This is a genomic window from Mucilaginibacter sp., from assembly GCF_965201005.1.
GTDB lineage: Bacteria > Bacteroidota > Bacteroidia > Sphingobacteriales > Sphingobacteriaceae > Mucilaginibacter_A.
In genome coordinates this window covers 2310301-2330978 of the sequence record NZ_OZ241747.1, presented here as the reverse complement: position 1 = coordinate 2330978, position 20678 = coordinate 2310301, and the positions used below count along the sequence as shown (strand labels likewise).

The 20678-nt window shown below is 42.0% G+C and carries 17 protein-coding genes, 2 tRNA genes and 3 rRNA genes; 11 read left to right on the top strand and 11 right to left on the bottom strand.

Annotated features, from left to right (window positions below; genetic code table 11):
• The first annotated feature begins 140 nt into the window (after positions 1 to 140).
• The 6 genes from ACOFKR_RS10820 to rrf all read left to right on the top strand — a co-directional run bounded on the left by ACOFKR_RS10820 (position 141) and on the right by rrf (position 6474).
• On the top strand, positions 141 to 506 hold the full coding sequence (locus ACOFKR_RS10820; protein ID WP_419800812.1) for a CoA-binding protein: 366 nt from the start codon (positions 141 to 143) through the stop codon (positions 504 to 506).
• Between the two features lie 550 nt (positions 507 to 1056).
• A 16S ribosomal RNA gene (locus ACOFKR_RS10815) occupies positions 1057 to 2576 on the top strand.
• 225 nt (positions 2577 to 2801) lie between these two features.
• Positions 2802 to 2876, top strand: a tRNA-Ile gene (locus ACOFKR_RS10810).
• Between the two features lie 89 nt (positions 2877 to 2965).
• Positions 2966 to 3039 (top strand) — tRNA-Ala (locus ACOFKR_RS10805).
• Positions 3040 to 3308: 269 nt separating this feature from the next.
• Positions 3309 to 6192: ribosomal RNA gene (locus ACOFKR_RS10800) — 23S ribosomal RNA — on the top strand.
• Between the two features lie 170 nt (positions 6193 to 6362).
• Positions 6363 to 6474, top strand: a 5S ribosomal RNA gene (rrf, locus tag ACOFKR_RS10795).
• Together the 16S, 23S and 5S rRNA genes with 2 tRNA genes alongside form the textbook arrangement of a ribosomal RNA operon.
• A 280-nt stretch (positions 6475 to 6754) precedes the next feature.
• Here rrf and ACOFKR_RS10790 read toward each other — a convergent pair.
• Positions 6755 to 8125, bottom strand: coding sequence for an exonuclease domain-containing protein (locus ACOFKR_RS10790; protein WP_419800811.1), 1371 nt, complete (start codon positions 8123 to 8125; stop codon positions 6755 to 6757).
• 189 nt (positions 8126 to 8314) lie between these two features.
• Here ACOFKR_RS10790 and fabG point away from each other — a divergent pair, with 189 nt between their 5' ends.
• From fabG to ACOFKR_RS10775, 3 genes are read left to right on the top strand one after another with little or no spacing between them, the layout of a single operon-like run.
• On the top strand, positions 8315 to 9058 hold the full coding sequence (fabG, locus tag ACOFKR_RS10785) for a 3-oxoacyl-[acyl-carrier-protein] reductase (RefSeq protein ID WP_419800810.1): 744 nt from the start codon (positions 8315 to 8317) through the stop codon (positions 9056 to 9058).
• Between the two features lie 30 nt (positions 9059 to 9088).
• Positions 9089 to 9349: a DUF3253 domain-containing protein gene (locus ACOFKR_RS10780; protein ID WP_419800809.1), complete on the top strand. Its 261-nt coding sequence runs from the start codon at positions 9089 to 9091 to the stop codon at positions 9347 to 9349.
• A gap of 19 nt (positions 9350 to 9368) precedes the next feature.
• Entirely contained in the window at positions 9369 to 11462 is a 2094-nt protein-coding gene (locus ACOFKR_RS10775; RefSeq protein ID WP_419800808.1) for a hypothetical protein, read from the top strand.
• A gap of 21 nt (positions 11463 to 11483) precedes the next feature.
• Here the strand turns inward: ACOFKR_RS10775 and ACOFKR_RS10770 are convergent, their stop codons facing one another.
• From ACOFKR_RS10770 to ACOFKR_RS10740, 7 genes are all read right to left on the bottom strand, one after another.
• A complete protein-coding gene (locus tag ACOFKR_RS10770) occupies positions 11484 to 11819 on the bottom strand; it encodes an FtsB family cell division protein (protein ID WP_419800807.1) in 336 nt (111 codons plus the stop codon).
• 139 nt (positions 11820 to 11958) lie between these two features.
• A complete protein-coding gene (locus ACOFKR_RS10765; RefSeq protein WP_419800806.1) occupies positions 11959 to 13221 on the bottom strand; it encodes a DEAD/DEAH box helicase in 1263 nt (420 codons plus the stop codon).
• Positions 13222 to 13424: 203 nt separating this feature from the next.
• Entirely contained in the window at positions 13425 to 14717 is a 1293-nt protein-coding gene (gene eno, locus ACOFKR_RS10760; protein ID WP_419800805.1) for a phosphopyruvate hydratase, read from the bottom strand.
• A 150-nt stretch (positions 14718 to 14867) separates the two neighbouring features.
• Positions 14868 to 15971, bottom strand: a complete 1104-nt coding sequence (locus ACOFKR_RS10755) for an ABC transporter permease (protein ID WP_419800804.1) — start codon at positions 15969 to 15971, stop codon at positions 14868 to 14870.
• A gap of 52 nt (positions 15972 to 16023) precedes the next feature.
• Positions 16024 to 16788, bottom strand: coding sequence for an ABC transporter ATP-binding protein (locus tag ACOFKR_RS10750; RefSeq protein WP_419800803.1), 765 nt, complete (start codon positions 16786 to 16788; stop codon positions 16024 to 16026).
• Positions 16789 to 16910: 122 nt separating this feature from the next.
• The gene (locus ACOFKR_RS10745) at positions 16911 to 17366 is read right to left on the bottom strand and encodes a c-type cytochrome (RefSeq protein WP_419800802.1); all 456 of its coding nucleotides are present in this window, start codon (positions 17364 to 17366) and stop codon (positions 16911 to 16913) included.
• Positions 17367 to 17369: 3 nt separating this feature from the next.
• Complete coding sequence (locus ACOFKR_RS10740; protein WP_419800801.1) at positions 17370 to 18665, bottom strand: PQQ-dependent sugar dehydrogenase; 1296 nt, start codon at positions 18663 to 18665, stop codon at positions 17370 to 17372.
• Between the two features lie 190 nt (positions 18666 to 18855).
• Between ACOFKR_RS10740 and ACOFKR_RS10735 the strand changes: the two genes are divergently transcribed.
• The gene (locus ACOFKR_RS10735) at positions 18856 to 19383 is read left to right on the top strand and encodes a DUF2911 domain-containing protein (protein ID WP_419800800.1); all 528 of its coding nucleotides are present in this window, start codon (positions 18856 to 18858) and stop codon (positions 19381 to 19383) included.
• A gap of 57 nt (positions 19384 to 19440) precedes the next feature.
• A complete protein-coding gene (locus ACOFKR_RS10730) occupies positions 19441 to 19638 on the top strand; it encodes a cold-shock protein (protein WP_174290567.1) in 198 nt (65 codons plus the stop codon).
• A gap of 85 nt (positions 19639 to 19723) precedes the next feature.
• Here ACOFKR_RS10730 and ACOFKR_RS10725 read toward each other — a convergent pair whose 3' ends face one another.
• The 3 genes from ACOFKR_RS10725 to ACOFKR_RS10715 form a co-directional block, all read right to left on the bottom strand.
• Positions 19724 to 20089: a helix-turn-helix domain-containing protein gene (locus tag ACOFKR_RS10725; RefSeq protein ID WP_419800799.1), complete on the bottom strand. Its 366-nt coding sequence runs from the start codon at positions 20087 to 20089 to the stop codon at positions 19724 to 19726.
• A 2-nt stretch (positions 20090 to 20091) separates the two neighbouring features.
• Positions 20092 to 20358, bottom strand: a complete 267-nt coding sequence (locus ACOFKR_RS10720; RefSeq protein ID WP_419800798.1) for a type II toxin-antitoxin system HigB family toxin — start codon at positions 20356 to 20358, stop codon at positions 20092 to 20094.
• A 119-nt stretch (positions 20359 to 20477) separates the two neighbouring features.
• Entirely contained in the window at positions 20478 to 20678 is a 201-nt protein-coding gene (locus tag ACOFKR_RS10715) for a YwbE family protein (protein ID WP_419800797.1), read from the bottom strand.

The following is a 20678-nucleotide window of genomic DNA, read 5'->3' as shown; positions in this document are numbered from 1 at the left end:
CTGATGCTTCTTTTACCACTATAAATTTGCTGGTTTATGTTTTATCTTCACAAAAGTAAATCTTGGTTTATTATTTTTTAGGCGATAAAAGAAGCATTATTTGATAATCTCAACAAAATTTACTACCTATAAACAGCATCATGGCAAACAAAAAAACTTTAGTGTTAGGGGCAACATCCAATCCAAACCGATATGCATATTTAGCAATAAATAAATTAAAGGAAAAAGGACATACAATTGTAAATGTAGGTTTAAAAAAAGGGGAAGTTGCGGGGGTTGTGATTGAGCAACCAAATCAAATCCACGATGATATTGATACTTTAACTTTATATGTTGGGCCGCAAAATCAGAAAGATTTGTATCAATATATATTAAATACTAAGCCAAAAAGGATAATCTTTAATCCCGGCGCAGAAAATCCTGAACTGGAAAGCTTGGCTTCAAAACAAGGAATTGAAACGATCGAAGCCTGTACATTGGTTATGTTATCAACCGGGCAGTATTAAAAAACTGAAAAACTGAAAATTTATTAACTTAGTTTACAGAAGTTTAGCAATGAAATCAAACTAAATTGCACTATCCGCTTCATAATTTCAGCAAAAAAACTACTTTTGCGCCCTGCTTTGGTGGGGAGGGTGATTGGTTGAAAGGGTGGACAAAGGTTTGGCTTTAATTGGGCTTGAAAAGTTTAGAAGAGGGCCTTAAAAAAATAAAAAAAATATTTTTTGGAAATGTAAAAATGGTTTTTACCTTTGCAGTCCCAAACCGGGCGAGAAAATAAGACGGCCGTGTAGGGGGAAACAAAATGGGCGAAGGGCGATCCGGAGCTAACGAATGAAAAGATTGATTTAGCTGTAGCGATACAGATAGGGATATAAAAGTGCCAAACCGTGAGGCGGGGCGAACAAGTTCTTTTAAGATATATAACATGTAGCGTAGCGGGGGCCTGATTATTTGGGTCGTCGTTTGCAAAAAGAGGAAGGGTCTGGATATAGTAATTTACAGATCCTGTTTTAATGATTAATAAAGTAGGGTCAGCATTGAACAAAACATTTTACAATGGAGAGTTTGATCCTGGCTCAGGATGAACGCTAGCGGCAGGCCTAATACATGCAAGTCGGACGGGATTGGGGGCTTGCCCCCATGAGAGTGGCGCACGGGTGCGTAACACGTATGTAACCTACCTTTATCTGGGGGATAGCCTCTCGAAAGAGAGATTAACACCGCATAAAATCACAGCACGGCATTGTGCAATGATCAAATATTTATAGGATAGAGATGGGCATGCGGGACATTAGCTAGTTGGCGGGGTAACGGCCCACCAAGGCTACGATGTTTAGGGGATCTGAGAGGATGGCCCCCCACACTGGTACTGAGACACGGACCAGACTCCTACGGGAGGCAGCAGTAAGGAATATTGGTCAATGGGGGCAACCCTGAACCAGCCATGCCGCGTGCAGGAAGACGGTCCTATGGGTTGTAAACTGCTTTTATACCGGAATAAACCCCTTTACGTGTAGAGGGTTGAATGTACGGTAGGAATAAGGATCGGCTAACTCCGTGCCAGCAGCCGCGGTAATACGGAGGATCCAAGCGTTATCCGGATTTATTGGGTTTAAAGGGTGCGTAGGCGGCCTGTTAAGTCAGGGGTGAAAGACGGTGGCTCAACCATCGCAGTGCCTTTGATACTGACGGGCTTGAATGCAGCTGAGGTAGGCGGAATGTGACAAGTAGCGGTGAAATGCATAGATATGTCACAGAACACCAATTGCGAAGGCAGCTTACTAAAGTGTGATTGACGCTGAGGCACGAAAGCGTGGGGATCAAACAGGATTAGATACCCTGGTAGTCCACGCCCTAAACGATGAATACTCGATGTTAGCGATATACAGTTAGCGTCCAAGCGAAAGCGTTAAGTATTCCACCTGGGGAGTACGCCCGCAAGGGTGAAACTCAAAGGAATTGACGGGGGCCCGCACAAGCGGAGGAGCATGTGGTTTAATTCGATGATACGCGAGGAACCTTACCCGGGCTTGAAAGTTAGTGAATGTGGCAGAGACGCCACAGTCCTTCGGGACACGAAACTAGGTGCTGCATGGCTGTCGTCAGCTCGTGCCGTGAGGTGTTGGGTTAAGTCCCGCAACGAGCGCAACCCCTATGTTTAGTTGCCAGCACGTCAAGGTGGGGACTCTAAACAGACTGCCTGTGCAAACAGAGAGGAAGGAGGGGACGACGTCAAGTCATCATGGCCCTTACGTCCGGGGCTACACACGTGCTACAATGGGCAGTACAGCGGGCAGCTACCTGGCAACAGGATGCCAATCTCGTAAAGCTGTTCACAGTTCGGATCGGGGTCTGCAACTCGACCCCGTGAAGTTGGATTCGCTAGTAATCGCGTATCAGCAATGACGCGGTGAATACGTTCCCGGGCCTTGTACACACCGCCCGTCAAGCCATGGAAGCTGGGAGTACCTGAAGTACGTAACCGCAAGGAGCGTCCTAGGGTAAAATCGGTAACTGGGGCTAAGTCGTAACAAGGTAGCCGTACCGGAAGGTGCGGCTGGAATACCTCCTTTCTAGAGCAGGCCTTTCTTTGGGCGCAAACGGCCCGCTATGCACATGTATATTTCTTAAATCAAAAAAGAAAAAAAAGAAACCCAAAAAGACAGGCCACAGTGGCTGTAACCAATTTACCGGATACAGGATAAGCATTTGGCAGTTTAAAGGTAATCAGATAGACCAGTTAGCAGTTGGCAACAAAAGCTAACTAAAAACTGAACGCTGATGACTGACAACTCAATAGTCCCGTAGCTCAGTTTGGTTAGAGCACTACACTGATAATGTAGGGGTCAGCAGTTCAAATCTGCTCGGGACTACAAGAAAAGGCCAAAGGTTAAAGGCAGAAAGGCAAGGTAAAGAGGGTACTCTGAACCGAAGGCCCGGAACCTCTGACCGAAATCTTTTAGGGGGATTAGCTCAGCTGGCTAGAGCACCTGCCTTGCACGCAGGGGGTCAACGGTTCGAATCCGTTATTCTCCACGTTTACTTTGAAACGATGATCATATCTTATATACACTATATATGGGACAATAGGTTAGCGGAGTTAGGTAAAAAAGTTCTTTGACATATTGGAAGAAGATAATTGAAAGAGAAAACAACAGTAGGTGACTACTAAGTTTTAAGTAAGCAGTTATAAGTTTTAAGTAGGATAGATGTAAATCTTGATACTTGTTACCAATAACTTTGTACGAACAAACGGAGTACGAACCAAAAAAGCATACCATGCCGGGCAAAAGCGGCATGAGTAGAAGAAAGTAAGAAAGGGCACACGGGGGATGCCTTGGCTCTCAGAGGCGATGAAGGACGTGATAAGCTGCGATAAGCTGCGGGTATTAGCAAATATGAATTGATCCGCAGATTTCCGAATGGGGAAACCTAATATACTGAAGGTATATTGCATAAAGCGCAAACCTGCTGAACTGAAACATCTAAGTAAGCAGAGGAAGAGAAAACAATAGTGATTTCCTGAGTAGTGGCGAGCGAAAGGGAAGAAGCCCAAACCGGTCTTGTTACGGCAAGGCCGGGGTTGTAGGACCACAATATATTTGACAAAGTGAAGCAGAACCGGGTGGGAAACCGGGCCATAGGGCATGAGAGCTGCGTAAGCGTAAGCGATGTTGAATTAGTGGTATCCTGAGTACCGCGGGGTCGGAGACGCCCTGTGGGAAACTGCCAGCACCATCTGGTAAGGCTAAATACTCCTGAGAGACCGATAGTGAACCAGTACCGTGAGGGAAAGGTGAAAAGAACCCCGAACAGGGGAGTGAAATAGAACCTGAAACCGTGTGCTTACAAGCGGTCGGAGCGTACAGGTTGCGTGACGGCGTGCCTTTTGCATAATGAGCCTACGAGTTACTCTTCCCTGGCAAGGTTAAGTGGTTAAGCCACGCAGCCGAAGCGAAAGCGAGTCTGAACAGGGCGTATAGTCAGGGGAGGTAGACGCGAAACCTTGTGATCTACCCATGGACAGGTTGAAGGTGCCGTAACAGGTACTGGAGGACCGAACCGATAAACGTTGAAAAGTTTCCGGATGATTTGTGGGTAGGGGTGAAAGGCTAATCAAACTGGGAAATAGCTCGTACTCCCCGAAATGTTTTTAGGAACAGCGTCGTGGTAGAGTTTTATAGAGGTAGAGCTACTAATTGGGTGCGGGGGAGTCAAATCCTACCAAATCCAGATAAACTCCGAATGCTATAAAATATACACGGCAGTGAGGCTCTGGGTGCTAAGGTCCAGGGCCGAGAGGGAAAGAACCCAGACCATCAGCTAAGGCCCCTAAATATACACTAAGTTGAACTAACGAGGTCCGGTTGCACAGACAGCTAGGATGTTGGCTTGGAAGCAGCCATTCATTTAAAGAGTGCGTAACAGCTCACTAGTCGAGCGATCGGGCATGGATAATAAACGGGCATCAAGTGTATTGCCGAAGCTATGGATTTACGTTGAAAATATACGTGAGTGGTAGGGGAGCATTCTACGGTCGGTGAAGCAGGTACGTAAGTTACTGTGGAGAACGTAGAAAAGCAAATGTAGGCATAAGTAACGATAAGGCGGGAGAGAAACCCGCCCACCGAAAGACTAAGGTTTCCTGATCAACGCTAATCGGATCAGGGTTAGTCGGGGCCTAAGGTGAAGCCGAAGGGCGCAGCCGATGGACAACTGGTCAATATTCCAGTACTTTTTATAACTGCGATGCAGTGACGGAGTAGTGACACTACCGCGGACTGACGGAATAGTTCGTTAAAGGCCGTAGTTATAGGTCCTGTAGTCAAGTACGCAGGATTTGACGAAAGCTGATAGTACGGCAAACCTTCGGGGGCGCCGATAGCGTAGGTAAGCAGACTTCCAAGAAAACCTGCTAAGCTTCAGGTTATAAAAACCCGTACCGTAAACCGACACAGGTAGTCGAGGAGAGAATCCTAAGGTGCTCGAGTGAATCATGGCTAAGGAACTCGGCAAAATGGCCCTGTAACTTCGGGAGAAGGGGCGCTGACAGCAATGTCAGCCGCAGTGAAAAGGCCCAGGCGACTGTTTAACAAAAACACATGGCTTTGCAAAATCGAAAGATGACGTATAAGGTCTGACACCTGCCCGGTGCTGGAAGGTTAAGAGGGGATGTTAGTCGCAAGGCGAAGCATTGAATCGAAGCCCCAGTAAACGGCGGCCGTAACTATAACGGTCCTAAGGTAGCGAAATTCCTTGTCGGGTAAGTTCCGACCTGCACGAATGGTGTAACGATCTGGGCGCTGTCTCAGCCATGAGCTCGGTGAAATTGTGGTATCGGTGAAGACGCCGGTTACCCGCAACGGGACGGAAAGACCCCATGCACCTTCACTACAACTTAACATTGATATCGGGTACAGGATGTGTAGGATAGGTGGGAGGCTTTGAAGCGGTGTCGCCAGGCATCGTGGAGCCAACGTTGAAATACCACCCTTTCTGTATTTGGTGTCTAACCCTGCATAGCGGGGGACATTGTTTGGCGGGTAGTTTGACTGGGGTGGTCGCCTCCAAAAGAGTAACGGAGGCTTTCAAAGGTAAGCTCAATACGCTTGGTAACCGTATGCGGAGTGCAATAGCATAAGCTTGCTTGACTGTGAGGCAGACAAGCCGAGCAGGGTCGAAAGACGGATATAGTGATCCGGTGGTTCTGCATGGAAGGGCCATCGCTCAAAGGATAAAAGGTACGCTGGGGATAACAGGCTGATCTCCCCCAAGAGCTCATATCGACGGGGAGGTTTGGCACCTCGATGTCGGCTCGTCACATCCTGGGGCTGGAGAAGGTCCCAAGGGTTGAGCTGTTCGCTCATTAAAGTGGCACGCGAGCTGGGTTCAGAACGTCGCGAGACAGTTCGGTCCCTATCTGTTGTGGGCGCAGGAAGTTTGAGTGGGGCTGACCTTAGTACGAGAGGACCGGGTTGGACTAACCTCTGGTGAATCTGTTATGCCGCCAGGTGTACTGCAGAGTAGCTACGTTGGGGATAGATAAGCGCTGAAAGCATCTAAGTGCGAAACTAGCCACAAGATGAGACTTCCATTGAGGGCCGTGGCAGACGACCACGTTGATAGGGTACAGGTGTAAAGGTGGCGACACCATAGCCAAGTATTACTAATAGCCCGAAGCTTTCTCATAGCAGGTAATCATGTCGCAAGACAAATTAACATACTGTTGTTTTCCCTACAATATCTTCTTTCAATAATATGTCATTGTTGAGTTACTGAAAAGACTGAAGACATAAGACCAGTGACATGTCCCTGCTCCTGAAACTCCGATCTAAGTTTCAAACCAACATTAAAAATATTCAGGTGCCTATATCGGCGGTGTCCACCTCTTCCCATTCCGAACAGAGAAGTTAAGCCCGCCAGAGCCGATGGTACTGCCGTAAAAGGTGGGAGAGTAGGTCGGTGCCAAAACCTTTTAAATTCCATTACAAAACCCCTTTCACAATTGAGTGAAAGGGGTTTTTGCGTTAAATATAGCTGTCGTTAAACGAAAAATGATCTGCTCTAATAGTATGTACTCATTGAATAGTACTGGGTAATCAGAGCCTGTTTAAGTTTATCAGCAATAAATACTGATGCTTCTTTTATCGTTATAAATTTAGTGCTGAGCTGTTTTTATCAACATAAACTTTCCGAATTTCAGGTGATAAAAGAAGTATTAAAAAATATTTTAATCAATTTTAAAAAGCTTTTATGCAACTGCAATCAATTTATTTGGATTATTTGCCGCAAACTGATAAATCAAATTCTTAACATAGTTATTCTCTGGATATGGTTTCAATACTTCTTTTATCAGCGTTAAATCAGTAGTATTAAAAGTTTTTTCAGCATAACCCATACCATAAAACTGACCGTTTTCCATTAAAATAAAGCTTTGTTCTGCTGCTTCCCGGCCTTCATCATAAATAATAAATGTTGGCATATTGGTTTGTAAATGTTTGATTGCCTGTAAAACACGCTGATTATATACTTCAGATGATTCTGTTCCTGAACATGCGCCATTACAATGCTGATTAATGATACCAGAACACGCTTCTTCATTTTTTTGTATGAAGCATAATTTTGGACAAAGAGCAAAATCCATCATTAATTTTCTAAGAGATTCATATCCTTCCAGCATCAAACCAAAACTATAAATAGATTGCTGGTATTTTTTCTTTTTTCCAATTGCCAAACGGATATAACCATTCTGATCTTCAAACTGGTACAAAGCGTAAGATTGATCAAACCGCTTTAATGATCGGTTATGTTCAGGCCATAATTTTTTGATTTCTGAAGCTTCTAAAATTAAGGACATCAACTCTGTGCCGCAAATTTGCCAGGTAATGTTATGAATATCGCGTAGGAAATTTTGCCGCTGCCTGTTTGGGTTATTTCCTAAAAAATGTGAGTTAACTCGTTTTTTAATGTTTTTTGCTTTACCCACATAAACAACTTTTCCTTTATGATCATGAAAATAATAAACACCGGGATTTTTAGGCAATTCATCCATAATATTTTTGGGCAAATGCGGTGGCAATAGTTGTTCTTTGGATTTAATCAGTAATGATTGTTTTATATGTCCGTGTAAATCTTGTACTAAAAGCATTGAAAATAAGGTTGCTGTTGCAAAAGCATCCCCCATAGCACGATGCCTGCTATCGTTTTCAATACCCAATTGATGGCAGAGTTTCCCTAAACTATAGGAAGGATAACCGGGAATGATTTTGCGGCTCAACCTAACCGTACACAACTTTTTACAATCAAGCGAAAACCCTGCTGCTGCCAAATGATACCGGACAAAAGAATAATCAAAATTTACATTATGTGCGATGAAAACTTTGTCTTTTAATAATTCAAAAATTTCTGAAGCAACATCAGCAAAAACCGGTGCTTCTTTTACCATATCATTATTGATGCCGGTAAGTGCCTGAATATAAACCGGAATTGGTTGCTGAGGATTTATAAGCGATTGATAACGATGATAAACTTTTTCACCATCGTGCAAAATGATGGCAATATCGGTTATTCCGTTTGCGCTGGCATGGCCACCAGTTGTTTCAATATCAACAATTGCGTACATATTAAATTTTTCCGCTGTTTTATGGTTTGTAAAGATATACAAAACTAAATTTGTTAGTACCAGGGTTAATCTTGTTTATATAAAAAAGACTCAATTTTTACACGATAAAAGAAGCATTGCATCCAAACTAAAAATCTTTCCGGCTTTTAGGCAAATTTTCTAACTTCACACCAAATCAGCTTAAATTAAATGAAATTATTAGAAGGAAAAGTAGCATTGGTAACCGGTGCTTCTAAAGGAATAGGACGGAAAATTGCCGAAAAATTTGTCGAAAATGGTGCAAAAGTGGCATTCACTTATTTGTCATCTGTAGAAAAAGGGCAGGCATTGGAAAAAGAATTACAAGTTTTCGGAACACAAGTAAAAGGCTATCAGTCAGATGCTTCCAAATTTGATGAAGCTGATAAACTGATTAATGATATTGTTGCAGATTTTGGTACGGTTGATATTGTGGTAAACAATGCTGGTATTACCAAAGATGGTTTGCTGATGCGTATGACCGAACAAAATTGGGACGAAGTTTTGAACGTAAACCTGAAATCCATTTTTAACGTGACAAAAGCAGCATCAAAAATTATGATGAAAAACCGGAGCGGTGTGTTTATCAACATGAGTTCGGTGGTTGGTGTGCAGGGCAATGCCGGGCAGGCAAATTACGCAGCATCAAAAGCGGGGATTATCGGTTTTTCAAAATCTATTGCTAAAGAGTTGGGTTCCAGGAATATACGTACCAACGTGGTAGCTCCTGGTTTTATCCGCACTGAAATGACAGAAGTTTTGGATCCGAAAGTGGTGCAAGGCTGGACGGATGCAATTCCGTTAAAACGTGCCGGTGAAACAGAAGATGTGGCTAACACTTGTGTTTTTTTAGCTTCAGATATGAGCAGTTATATTACAGGGCAGGTTTTTCCGGTGGATGGCGGAATGCTTTAAGCTGCTGTTTTCAGCATAAAACTGGACAAGTTGGATATTAAAAAAGCAATTTTACAACAGGCAACTGAACGTGGGGCTGATAAAACCATTTGTCCTTCGGAAGTTGCCAGAAAATTATTTCCTGAAAACTGGCGCACGCAGATGCAAATTGTCCGGGATGCGGCTTTTGATCTGCAAGCCCAAAACAAAATCCAAATCCTGCAAAAAGGAAAAACAGTCGATCCGAAAATTACTAAAGGACCAATCAGAATCCGCATTATAACCGAAAAAACTGATTTGCATAATCATTAAAAATAGTTTACATACCGATATGCTGTATTTGCTTTCAGTTTCCTGGGGAACAATTTCCGGCTGGTGGACATTGGCATGTTTGGCAATTGCACTTTCGTACAGTTGGTTTTTATATAACAAACCTGCAAGTTTTAATAAACTTTGGAGAAATGTACTTTTTGCAATTCGTGCGCTTACTGTTTTTATCCTGTCTTTTTTGTTGCTTGCCCCGCTTTTAAAAACGGTTGACAAGCATTTGCAAAAACCATTGATTCTGGTTTTGCAGGATAATTCTGCTTCCATCAAAAAGTTTCCTGGTAAAAATTTTCAGCCAAAAGTTTTTTTAGATGATCTGTATCAGCTTAAAACCAAATTGGGTAATAATTACGAAGTGCATGAATTTCATTTTGATAAAAATGTTTATGCAGGTTTTTCAGATTCCCTGAATGGAAAGCAAACCGACATTTCAAACGCTTTTCAAAACCTGAACAATCGTTTTGGGAACCAGAATATTGGTGCCGTAATTTTAGCTTCAGATGGGTTATTTAATCGCGGAAGTTCGCCTTTAAGCATAGCATCTACCTTAAAATCAACTATTTACACGATTGCTTTAGGGGATACAATCCCGAAGATGGATGTTTTGATCGATCATGTGGATTATAATAAAACAACTTTTTTAGGCAACGATTTTTTGGTCAGTGTTTTTGTGGAAGCGCGGCAAACCAAAGGTAAAAACCTGCAATTATTAATTTCGGAAGATGGGAAACCAGTTTCAAGTCAACAAATCAGTATTCCTGAAAACGATTTCAAAAAAAATATTCCGGTAAAAATAAATTCCGGTAAAAAAGGCATCCATAAATTTCAGTTTAACTTACAAACGCTTACCGGCGAAATTTCTACATCAAATAATGTGGTCACCATTTATGTTGAAGTGATCGATAACCGCAAAAAAATCCTGATTTTGTACGATGCGCCGCATCCCGACGTAGCCGCCGTCCGCCAATCATTAGAAAGCAACCAAAATTATGAAGTAAAAACCAGTTTGTTTGGCGATTTTGACTTGAATAAACTAAGCCTTTACAGCGCGTTGGTTTTAGAACAGCTGCCCAATAACCGGGTTGATCTGCAGCCTTTATTGATTCAGGCAGAAAAAATTAAATTGTCTGTTTGGTATTTACTGGGCGCGCAAAGTAATGTTGCACAGTTCAATTCCATACAAAAAGCGGTCACGATCAGCAGTACAAATCAAACTATGCAGGAAGTTTTTGCTGCGCCGGATGCTTCTTTTACCACCTTTATTTTGTCGGATTCTGCCCGTACAAAAATCAATAATTTCCCTCCGCTGCTGGCACCTTTTGGCAATTATGGCACTGGCGATGCTTCAGTTCTGCTAAGGCAAAAAATTGGTCAGGTAACAACTTCTTATCCTTTGCTTGCTTTTTTTGAAGAAAATGGCCAGCGAAAAGCTGTTTTGACCGGCGAAGGTTTATGGCGATGGCGTTTAAACGAGTTTCAGCAATTTGGAAATCATCATGCTTTTGATGAGTTATTGTCGCAATCCATTCAGTATCTGTCAAGTAAAAGCAACCGGAAACGCTTTGATGTATCGCCTGCAAAACCGGTTTTTGATGAAGATGAAAACGTGATGTTGCACGCAGCACTTTACGATCAGTCGTTTGAACTTGTCAATCAGCCGGAAGTGGCCATCAGCCTAAGAAATACAAGCGGTAAAAAGTATGATTTTCAGTTTTCAAAACAAAATACAACCTATCAGTTGGATGCCGGAGTTTTGCCCGTTGGTGATTATTCTTACTCGGCACAAACAAAATTAGGAAATGAAAATTTTAAGGCCAGCGGTAATTTCACTATTAAAGCCTTAGTAGCCGAAGACTTGCAAAGTGCTGCAAACCAACAACTTCTGTATGCTTTGGCAAAAGAAAACGGTGGTGAAATGATTACTCCGGAACAAATAAACCGTTTGCCGGATTTGATCCGCAGAAACGAAAACATCAAAACTATTGCTTATCAGGACAACAATTATAAAGAGTTGATTGACGAGAAATGGGTTTTTGCCTTAATTGTTTTTTTGCTGAGTTTGGAGTGGTTTGTACGGAGACGGAACGGTGAAATTTAAACCGATGCTTCTTTTATCGACCTAAAATATGGATTTCTTTTCTTCCTTTTTTTCCGGGATGATGACAAAAATATCTTCATTAGCTTTTTTCATCAGGTACTTTTCGCGGGCAAATTTTTCCAGTTTTTCTTTGTTAGAGGTCAGCTCATTTAATTCTTTTTGCACATCGGCCGTTTCTTTGGTATAAAAATTATGTTCTGCTTTCAGCTTATTCAGTTGCTGGCGGTATTCATATTGAGAAAGCAAATCATTACGGTCGAAAAAAATCAGCCAAACCACAAAAACAGCACTGATCAAAAAATATTTATTGCTGAAAAGGTTGAGCAGCCGTTGCATAAAAGCCATTTTAATTTTCATTTAAAGATAAGCAAGTTGTACAGAACAATGCAAATGCCGGATACGGATAAAATCAGGTTTTGTTCGATTATACAAAACCTGATTCTGGAAGAGAAAGCCTGAAATTTATGCCATAAAAACAGCATTGGTTTTTTGAAAATTAATTGCTGGTCCTGGGTCGGCGATTGCTGTTGTTGTTTGGTTTTCTGCTTCTAAATTCGCCGTGAGGATTTCTTTTTACGTTGCCAGCTCCGGTTTTAGCTTGAACTTTTTGTGCCAGCGAACCTTGTTTAGGCGGATAAGGATGATCTGAAACGGGAATGCTGATGTTGATGAGTTTGTGGATATCTTTTAAAAAATCCAATTCTTCCGCATCACAAAAAGACAAAGCAATTCCGCTTGCGCCTGCACGGCCCGTTCGCCCAATGCGGTGCACATAAGTTTCCGGGATGTTTGGCAGCTCGTAATTAATTACATGCGTTAATTCTTCCACATCGATTCCTCGGGCGGCAATATCTGTAGCAACTAAAATACGCGTTGTCCTGGCCTTGAAATTCGACAAAGCGCGCTGCCTTGCATTCTGCGATTTATTTCCGTGAATGGCTTCGGCGGTGATGTTGGCGCGCAGCAAATCTTTCACCACTTTATCGGCACCATGTTTTGTCCGCGTAAAAACCAAGGCAGTTTTGATATTTTTATCCTTTAAAACGTGCAGCAACAAATCGCGCTTATCTGATTTATCAACCATGAAAAGTGCTTGTTCAATGGTTTCTGCAGTAGAAGAAACGGGCGTAACTTCTACTTTTTCAGGTTTGTTGAGTATAGAATCCGCCAAGCTCTGGATTTCTTTGGGCATGGTAGCCGAGAAAAACAAAGTTTGCCTTTTCTGCGGAAGTTTTGCGATCACCTTTTTAACATCGTTTACAAAACCCATGTCCAGCATACGATCAGCTTCATCCAAAACCAAAATCTGTACATGCTGCAAGTTTACAAAACGCTGGTTCATCAAATCCAGTAGGCGGCCGGGCGTGGCAACCAAAATATCAACACCACGTCGCAAAGCTTCAGTTTGCGGGTTTTGAGACACGCCGCCAAAAATCACCAGATGTTTCAATCCGGTATTTCGGCCGTAAGCGGTAAAACTTTCTTCAATTTGAATGGCCAGTTCGCGCGTTGGCGTCAAAATCAGCGATTTGATAGTTTTCTGTTCCTTGTGCTGCTGTTTTTGCTGATATAAAAGCTGCAAAATCGGGATGGCAAAAGCGGCCGTTTTGCCGGTGCCGGTCTGGGCGCAGCCCAGCAAGTCTTTTCCCTGCAAAATCAACGGGATAGATTGTTCCTGGATAGGCGTGGGCTGGGTATAACCTTCTTGTTTTAAAGCCTTAAGGATCGGCTCAATTAAATTTAATTCTTGAAATAACATTGAAATTTGTACTAAATGTGCTAACACAACTGTATTAGCGGTCAGGTGATATGCTTAAGATCAAAGCCGGTAATAAAGCGGATAATAATTGTGCAAAGATACGAATAAATCCGTATGAGGATTTTGGTTTAAATAAAAGCCTTTGAAACAAAAAAAGCCGACTCATCGTCGGCTTGTGATACTTCTTTTACCAGTATAAATTTTTACTTCTTCAAAAACTTAAAATCTTTACCGATAAAACGTGCATTGCTGCCTAATTCTTCTTCTATACGCAGTAATTGATTGTATTTGGCAATCCGGTCTGAACGGGAAGCGGAACCGGTTTTAATTTGTCCGCAATTTAAGGCAACCGCCAAATCGGCGATTGTTGAATCTTCAGTTTCGCCGGAACGGTGGCTCATCACCGAAGTGTAGCCATTGTTTTGCGCCAAAGTAACGGCATTAATGGTTTCCGTCAGCGAACCAATCTGGTTTACTTTCACCAAAATAGAATTGGCAACGTGCATGTCGATGCCTTTTTGCAAACGTTTGGTGTTCGTTACAAAAAGATCATCACCAACCAACTGGATCTTGGAACCCAATTTTTCCGTCAAAGTTGCCCAAGCGGCCCAATCGTCTTCTGCCAAACCATCTTCCAAAGAAATGATCGGATATTTGTTTGCCCAATCAACCCAGTAATCTACCATTTGCGCTGAGGTCAGCTGGCGTCCGTCAGATTTTTTGAACGTATATAAACCGGAAGCATTGTCGTAAAATTCGGAAACTGCCGGGTCCATCGCTATAAAAATTTCTTCGCCAGGCTTATATCCCGCCGCTTCAATGGCTTGCAAAACAGTTTCAATGGCTTCTTCATTAGAAGCAAAATCAGGCGCAAAACCACCTTCATCGCCTACATTTGTAGAATAGCCTTTTTTCTTCAGTACTGTTTTTAAGGTATGAAAAACCTCCACGCCCCAACGCAAAGCTTCAGAAAAAGTAGGTGCGCCAACCGGCATCACCATAAATTCCTGAAAATCAACTTTGTTATCGGCATGAGAACCACCGTTCAGGATGTTCATCATCGGGATCGGAAGTGTGTTTGCGTTCACGCCGCCAACATAACGATATAAAGGCTGACGGCTTTCCTGTGCGGCAGCTTTTGCAGCGGCCAGTGATACGCCTAAAATAGCGTTTGCGCCCAAATTGCCTTTGTTTTCTGTGCCGTCGATCTCGATCATCAGTTTGTCGATTTCGTTTTGCTCAAAAACATCCATGCCCTGAAGCTCTTTGGACAATTTATCATTCACATTTGCAACCGCCTTTAATACGCCTTTGCCACCATATTTTGATTTGTCGTTGTCGCGAAGTTCCACCGCTTCATGAACACCGGTAGAAGCACCGGAAGGAACGGCGGCACGGCCCATTGCACCGTTTTCTGTTAAAACATCTACTTCAATGGTAGGGTTTCCGCGCGAATCAAGGATCTGGCGGGCATGTACGTCAATTATTAAGCTCATTTTTATTGTTTTTTAATGAATTTTAAAATCTTAGTGTAAATTCTACACTGTTGTTCGTGTGATGCCAAATATACAAATTGCCATAATTTATATGGTAAAAGAAGCATTTTAATAGAAAGTTCAAAGCAGATGCTAATGGCTGCAATTTTATCATTCCCACTTAAACGTTTTTACGGCTACTGCATAAACAATAATCCCCCAAATGGCCAGGATGAGCAATTGATGGCCAACATCCAACAAACCAGCACCTTCAAACGCCACTTTTCGCATGGCATCGTTTAAATAGGTTAAAGGCAACGCTTTGCTGATGGGCTGCAGCCAGGAGGGAAAAGCACTGATCGAAAAAAATGTGCCTGAAAGCAGGAATTGTGGCAGCGTAACAATATTGGCAATTGGCGGCACAGAAGTTTCGTTTTTGGCAATACCGGAGATCACAAATCCAAACCCCATAAAAACAATGATACCAATGGTTGCCAAAATGAGCATGTTGACTACTGTTATAAAACCGTGGATCAGTGTAAAACCGAATGCAAAATGCCCGATCAGGATGATAATTAAAGCACCAATCAGCGCAAAAGTGATGCGCGCCAAAGCTTCACCCAAAACAATACTGAAACGCTGCACCGGCGTGGCAAAAAAGCGTTTGATCACCAGTGTAATCCGCAGGCTTAAAAACACGAAAGCCGTACCGAACACGCCCGTACTCAGCAAAGAAAAGCCTAATTGCCCCGGCAAAATAAAGTCGATGGTTTTGTACTCGCGGCCTTGCACGGTAACTTCCCGCAGCTCTGCAACCGGTGGCGGCGCATTGGGCGTATGTAAATTTATCTGGTAAAAAATATTGTTTAAAAGTGATTTTAGAATATTTCCTTTTTCCAGCGAAGCTTTGGTGTATTGTACATTAATAATGTAAGCAGGCAGTTTTCCGGCGTTGTTTTGGATGCTAATGATGCCATCCAGACGGCCTTTTTCCAAGTCTTTTTTCATTTCATCGGCAGATTCGGTTTCCACCAGATGAATCACTTTGGTACTTTTCAGGGCTTTATAAATTGGGTTTTGCTGATTGTTGTCTTTCGCGATACCAACATCGACTGTAATCCCGCCGCCACCGATAAAACCAAAAACCAGGATAAAAATCAGTGGAAAAGCCAGCGTAAAAACTACGGACGACGGACTGCGCAAAATAGACCGGAAACTGGCTTTTGCCATTGCCAGTGTAGCTTTTACGTTGCTGTAGGGTTGAGGTTGATTCATAAGGTGAAGATGAAATTAAGGTAGATAAAAGAAGCATCGGTTGAAATCAGGATCACATTTCCCGCAGTTCTTTTCCGGTCAGATTGATGAATACATCTTCCAAGTTGGCACTTTTTACTTGCTTTTCCCGTTCAAAACCGGAAGAAACCAATTGATCGATAAAATGATCGGGCGTATCAATTCCAATAATTTTCCCGGCATCTACAAAAGCCACCCGATCGCATAAAACTTCGGCTTCATCCATATAATGTGTGGTGATGACAACCGTTGTTCCGGCATCACGTATATTGCGGATCAAATCCCATAAATTGCGGCGTGCCTGCGGGTCCAAACCGGTTGTCGGCTCATCTAAAAACACAATCCGCGGGTTGTTGATCAACGTTGTGGCGATGGAAAAACGCTGTTTTTGTCCGCCGGAAAGCTCTTTATATCTCGCTTTTGCTTTATCTGTAAGCGAAACTTTTGATAGCATTTCCATCGGAGAAACGGCAACGCCATACAGGCCGGAAAACAGTTCGATCAGCTCCGTCAAGTTCAAATTTGGATAATATCCTGCGGCCTGCAATTGCACACCAATCCGTTTTTTAATGTCAGCGGCATTGTGATCAACCGAAAAACCATCTACCAAAACCTCTCCGGAAGTTTTATCGCGCAGGGTTTCTAAAATTTCTAAAGTAGTGGTTTTTCCGGCACCGTTCGGGCCAAGCAAACCAAATATTTCCCCTTCATAAACTTCAAAACTGATTTGGTTGACGGCCACAAAATTACCGTACTTTTTAACCAGGTTTTTTACGGTGATGATCGGTTGTTTTATCATCCTGTAAAAATGAAATATATAATTGAAAGTTATAGAAATATTTAGGTCAAGACGTAAAAAATACCGGTAAAAGAAGCATTACAAACAGTGGTGTTCTGATGCTTCTTTTACCGGTATAAATTTCACTTGCTCTTTGCCGCGCGGGTTGCCGTAACTTTTTTGACAGTAACGGCCGAAGCTTTGTTGCCAAAATTATTGCGGACGTAAGTCAGCACATCGGCAATTTCCTGATCTTTTAAATAGTTGAAAGCAGGCATCACATTAGAGTAGCGGTCGCCGTTGATTTCTACATCTTCTTTAAAACCGTTTAAAACAATATTGATCAGGCGCGTCTGATCGCCCAAAACCCAGGGCGTTTTGATCAGCGGCGGGTTCATGTGAGGAACGCCGCCGCCATCCGCCTGATGACAGGAAACACAATTTTGGGTAAAAACGATCAACCCGTTTGCTACGGAAGCTTTATCAACAATCGCGGCTGCAGCAACCGGTTTATGGGATGGCTTTTTTTTGATTTGCGCTACGGCGCACAAAGAAATAGGTGCTAAAAACAGTATCAGGAATATTTTTTTGATCGACATAAATTATTTGTTGTAACTGATTTTGTAAATTGTCCCTTTAGAATCATCCGAAACATAAATCGAACCATCCGGGCCTTGCGCCAAACCGCATGGGCGATGGTCTGCACGGCCGGATTTTGTTTTTTCCGGTCCGCCTGAAAAATTATCTGCAAAAACTTCCCATTTATCGCTGGCCGGTTTGCCATTTTCAAACGGAACAAAAACCACGTAATAACCTGCCTGCGGTTCGGGCGCGCGGTTCCAGGAACCATGAAATGCGATGAAAGCACCATTTTTGTACCTGGCCGGAAACTGGTTTCCGGTATAAAACAGCAATCCGTTTGGTGCCAAATGGCCCGGAAAGGCAATAACCGGACTGATCGCTTTTGCCGAACCTTCTTTTTTGCCGTCGCCGCCATATTCCGGCATCAGGATTTTTTTCTTCTGAAATTCGTCATAATACAAATACGGCCAGCCAGCATCATCCCCTTTTTTGATGGCATACATACACTCGGCGGGCAAAACGGCAGATTGCTGAACGGTATATAAATCCGGAAAAATATCATGCAGCTGATCACGGCCGTGCTGCATCACAAAAAGCTGGTTGTCCTGCTGGTTCCAATCCAAACCAACCACGTTGCGCAAACCCGTGGCGTAATGCGTGCCTGTGCCATAAGTTTGGTTTAATTTATCTGCTTTAAACTGCCAAATGCCACCTGCAGAATCCAGGATCGGACAAGGTTTCATGCCCATTGATCCTTTCTGACGGTCTTTTTCCTGACATGAATTGGAGTATGCGCCAACGTTTACATAAATGTTTCCGGCATTGTCCAGCGTGATGGATTTACTTTCGTGCTCATGGCGGGCAAGCAAACCTTTCACAATTTCTTCCGGTTTTGCCCCGTCAATAACGTGCTGCTTGTTATCTAATTTATAGCGGTACACGTTTTCATCCGAAGAAGCATACAAATAACCATTTTTGATGGCCATGCCGGTGCCGCCATAATTGCCAAAACCGGTGATGTCATCGGCTTTGCCATCACCGTTTTTATCATGCAGCATTAAAATACCTTTGCCGTTTTTTGGCCGGTTCAGTTTTACATAAACATCGCCGGAACTGGTTACGGCAAGATGGCGCGCCTGGCCTAAATTATCGGCTACGATCAAGGCAGAAAAACCGGCCGGAAGTTTTAAACCGCTGTCGTCCGCAACTTTTAAGTTTTTATTTGTTTGTGGAGAAATTGGCTTGGCCGCAAAAAACAGGGCAGAACCTGAGATTGCAGCCGCTACAAATGCTGTTTTTATAGTGGTTTTTTTCATGATGGGATTATTTATAGTTTCTTTGGAACACGGTAACAAAGCAATAAGTTTTGCAACAAACAATTACACTATTTGTGTAATACTTCTTTTACAAGGTAAATTTCAGGCTGATGGGTTTGCTATTTCCATATAAAATATTTTCATCCGCAATTTTTCTGCATCTTCGTTTCAGCAAAAAAAATAAAAAACCATGAAAAAATTATTGATGTGCCTGTTTGCAGGTGCTTTATTTACTACTTATTCTGCCAACGCACAAACCAACAAAGGGCCGCGCCCAAGTTTGCCGGACACTGTAAAAACCACTACCAACAGCGGCGTAAATGTGGAAATTGATTACAGTCGCCCATCTGTAAAAGGCCGTACCATTGGTAAAGACCTTGAGCCGATGGAAGGCAAAGTTTGGCGTACAGGTGCAAACGAAGCAACCAGTTTTGTGGTTGATAAAAACGTTAAAATCAACGGAAAAGCACTTCCGGCCGGAAAATATGCTTTTTTTACCATTAAAAACGGAAATGTATGGACACTGATTTTTAACAAAACATGGAAAACATGGGGTGCTTTTGACTATGAAAAAAATAAAGGCGAAGATGCTTTAAAAGTTGATGTGAAAGGTAAAAAGGCACCGTCTTTTGCAGAAAAAGTAACCTATACCGTTGATAAAAGCGGGAAAGTGGACATGCTTTGGGGAGATTATTTAGTAAGCTTTATGGTAAAATAATAATAACGATATTCCGAATTAAATCTTTACCTTAGCGGCATTATAAATAAAATTACAATGCAAAAAGAAGGTACAGTTAAATTTTTTAACGAAACAAAAGGATTCGGATTCATTATCCCGGAAAATTCCGGCGAAGAAGATGTATTCGTTCATTCATCCGGTTTGATTGATCAAATCCGTGAAAACGACAAAGTGAAATACGATGTTGAGCGTGGCAAAAAAGGCCTGAACGCGGTAAATGTACAAGTTATCTAATCCAAGATATAAAATTCATTAATCGTTAAAAAAGCTGCTTCTGATAAGGAAGCAGCTTTTTTTATGGGATAAGAATTGCTGTTATCTAAGCTACATTTCCAGACAAAAAAATATGAGCCGGAATGCCTAAAAAGGAATGTAAAGCTTTGGCCATTTTTAATGTTATTTCTCTTTTACCGGATAGAATAAGAGAAACATGGCCTTTACTACCAATAATATTTTCCAAATCTTTAACCTTAATTCCTTTTTCCTGCATTTTAAGTTTAACCACCTCGAGCGGGTCTAATCTTGGGATAACAATGTTTTTATCTTCATAATCCTTTACTAAAACAAGCAAAAGCTCTAATTCTTCAAAATCAGGAGATTCAGGCTCTGCATGAAAAATTTCAATCGTGCGTTCTAATGCCTGCTGATAATCAGGTTCAGATTTAATAACTTTCCAGTTTTGCATAATTAATTATTGTTGATTATAATGTATTTAATAGTGTTTGCATCAATTTTATCATATTCTTTGTGTGTACCAAACCAAATAATATAAACGGCTTGAGTTTTAAAATTGATCGCGGTAGTTAATCTGAAATCATTCCCTTTAATATTAAAAATAACTCTTTGGTTGATTAAGATACTTGCGTTACCATAAACTTCTTTTAACTGATTTGGATTAATAAATGCACAACTACTAAATTCTTCTAACCAAGTTAACAATGCTGTTTTAGCCATTGGATATTTGGTTATATAATAAAGTATGGTTCTTTTTGTTATTACATTCATTTACAAAATATAGTTGAAATGTACAAAAAGTTTTCAAAATGAAAACAAATAATTTTTTAAAAAATGTCTCAATCTTCCTCCACAATCTCAAGCACGCGTCCAACCTGCCCGTCTTCAAGCCGCACTTTTATCCCGCGGGAGTGAAAAGCAGAACTTGTGAGCAAATCTTTTACAAAACCTCTGGTCTTTTTGCCGCTGCGCTGATCCTTCTTCAGGATGATATCTACTTCCAAACCCGGAAAAATATCGCTTCTGTTTTGTCCTTTCAT